This is a genomic window from Pseudoalteromonas sp. SR44-8, from assembly GCF_014163635.1.
Taxonomy (GTDB): domain Bacteria; phylum Pseudomonadota; class Gammaproteobacteria; order Enterobacterales; family Alteromonadaceae; genus Pseudoalteromonas; species Pseudoalteromonas rhizosphaerae.
Genome location: NZ_JACJDS010000073.1, coordinates 1,759 through 4,451, shown reverse-complemented (window position 1 = coordinate 4,451; position 2,693 = coordinate 1,759). Strand labels below are relative to the sequence as shown.

Below are 2,693 nucleotides of genomic sequence, written 5' to 3'. Positions count from 1 at the left end.
ACGACTTGGCTGTATAGAGCCTGCTTTCCTTTAAATAAACAGCGGAATATTACAGTTAACAAAGGCATGAATAAATTGACCTTACGCGGTCAAACGAAAGTGAATGCCCAATGGCAACTGTATTGCTTAGTTCATAATATAGAAAAGCTGCAAAACACGATGCATTAATAAAGGTAAGCTGCTACCTCTCCAAATAAGCCACTTAAACACCTGTGATACCTTCCAAAACGCCCATTAAAGCAACAGTAAATCCTCTTTTTATATTTCACGTAAAATCGAAGTAACCGATTGAGTCAAAATAGGAACTCGGCTATGGTTAATACATCAATAAAAATAAATTAAAAACGAGTTATTCTACAGCCTCGTTAGTTGCCCGTTCTTACAATTAAGGAAGTAAGATGAAATTTAGTTATGTATCGCTTTTAATGATTATTCCATTAGCTTGTTTTGCGGAAGATAAAGTTGTGGAAATGGACCCGAATGATATTCAGATGAATGGGTATGTTCACGAGTCGTTGCCTGAAGGATTACTTGTTCGAATTAAGGCAACAACGGATACTTTTGAAATTGTAGATGGAATGTCATATGAAAAAGCGGTCGATCTTTACAAACGCGATATTGACCCTGAGTCGAACTTGGTAATATGGGAAGAAATGGCCCGCGTCTACAATCTGTTTTGCAAATCTAGATGTGGTACGGCCGCCGAACGAATGGATGTTTATAGAGCATTATTGTTGCGCTCAATGTTACCTAATAAACAGGCATTAGCCCGCCTACAAGCAAAGTTAATCACTGCCAGCGAAGCTGCCAATATCGTTTCTCAATATAAACTAGCGGCCAAGCCAATTGATGTTATTCAAAAGTAGCATCGCAACTAACAAGGCCAGCAAATCTGACCTCCGTAAGCTGTCTTCTTTTTTGCAAAAACACGCAAAAAAGCAGCCAACTTACTCCGGCAGTTTCTGGCGGCGTTATGTGCCTAGGGTGATATGAAAACACTGATTTCAATTTTACTTTGTTCTTTGTTGGCTGCGTGTGGTTTCCAATCTATCAAATTGGTGGGTTATGGTAAAAAACTCGATGTTCCTGTCTATGAGGCCTGTTTCTTTGATAAATTTGAAGAGTATCGTTCATTAACTAATTATTTGCTCTCCGTAGAAGTAGAAAAAGCTGAAGGGCAAATTACTTACTATGAATTAACAATTGATGGTACAAATACAGAAGACCCAAGTGAGGTGTTTACACCTAAGTCTTTCAAGGAATCAAAAGAATTTATGGAAAATATAGTTAATGAGTGTTCTGCTTAAGGCGGTACATAACAATGCAAATTAAAAGCGCGGACAAAAAAAAGTTGGCTTTGTTCGTGCCTCACAAATCATAGCCAACTATTTTTTGCCGTTTATTTGCGGCGTTAGGGATACATGATAAAGATTGCACTCAACGTTACCATTTCACTTTACTTTCTTGTGTGGCTTTTCATATTTTCCACCGGAGGAGGAACCTATTCTGATTCTAATAAGGAAAGTATCGAGCAGAGTATTCGCTATTATCATAGTATTCGTGATGATTTAAACTTAATTGTAAATTACGTAAACGAATTTAAAGCTGATAAAGCTTTATTTCCTAGCGAATCAGAGCTAATTGGTTGGGTAGAAGCAAACCAACAAATTGAGAACTATGTGAAAAATTTTCACATAGAGTTCTTTCTGGGTGATTACCCATCTCATGTAGTAGATGAGCTTGGATTTCCAGATGAAAATTCATATGTTATTTCGTTGTGGACTGGAGATCAGCATTTATACTATGCATCATGGCTAGAATTAAACAGCGCAGATGTCTCAGTGGAAGAATTTGGTATTGCTCGCTCAAATTCAGGTATACACGTTTTATTTTCTTTATTGTTGCTTCTTGTACTTAATCTATATATACGCAAAACAGAGAAAAGTATGCCTAACAAGAGAATAAATAGTGATTCTCTTTAGTTTGTCATTTTTAGTTGCAAACAGCGCAATAAAACTGCCAAACTAGCTCACACATTATTCAGGCGTTTAGTGCTAAAAAATATGAGTGCTATCGAATATACAAATGATGGATTCAGGCTGTCTCTTGAGCCACTAGAGATTGAGGGGCGAACTAGTTCTATTGCATTTTCTATTGAAATAGAACTTAAAACCAAACCGGATGACAACCCTCTTTCCCAAAGCATGAAATTTAACTATCCTCATGTCTGGATTGAAACGGATGAACTTGATCGGTTTGAGAAAGAATTAAGTCAGATTCAAGAAGCAACACTTAGAGATATGAGTGATTATGTCTTATTTGCAGTACGTGGGTCGGATGCATCCACAGAATTAGAAATAAATCCTAGAGATGAGCGCATGTCGTCAAGCGCAGCAAATATCAACTCCATATTGTTGTTGGCTCCAAGGGTCAAGAAGGGGCTGGCTAATACATTTAAAGAGTATCCCAAATGGTGGTGAAAGCACTTATCAAAAGGCTGCACCTGACATTTTTTGCTACGCTCAATTGTGTATGTCGCGTAGCTCAATTTTACACAATTGCTCAACGCTAAAACTGCAGGTGAGCTTGGCGTTAGTGAGTAAAAAAGGACAGGCACATTTTTTTTGCAAAAATCATAGCATCAACTACTGTTATTACATACAGTATCTGATGAAGTTGATATATTATGACTC

Annotated in this window: 4 protein-coding genes and 1 pseudogene; all 5 read left to right on the top strand. The window is 37.4% G+C overall.

Features of this window, described 5'->3' with window-relative positions:
• Positions 1–168 (top strand): annotated as a pseudogene (locus H5183_RS21300) (transposase); the annotation flags it as partial.
• 230 nt (positions 169–398) lie between these two features.
• Entirely contained in the window at positions 399–866 is a 468-nt protein-coding gene (locus H5183_RS21295; protein ID WP_182732666.1) for a hypothetical protein, read from the top strand.
• A 123-nt stretch (positions 867–989) separates the two neighbouring features.
• A complete protein-coding gene (locus H5183_RS21290) occupies positions 990–1,307 on the top strand; it encodes a hypothetical protein (RefSeq protein ID WP_145242811.1) in 318 nt (105 codons plus the stop codon).
• A gap of 114 nt (positions 1,308–1,421) precedes the next feature.
• Positions 1,422–1,982: a hypothetical protein gene (locus H5183_RS21285; RefSeq protein ID WP_182732665.1), complete on the top strand. Its 561-nt coding sequence runs from the start codon at positions 1,422–1,424 to the stop codon at positions 1,980–1,982.
• A gap of 81 nt (positions 1,983–2,063) precedes the next feature.
• On the top strand, positions 2,064–2,480 hold the full coding sequence (locus H5183_RS21280; RefSeq protein ID WP_145241528.1) for a hypothetical protein: 417 nt from the start codon (positions 2,064–2,066) through the stop codon (positions 2,478–2,480).
• Positions 2,481–2,693 lie beyond the last annotated feature (213 nt).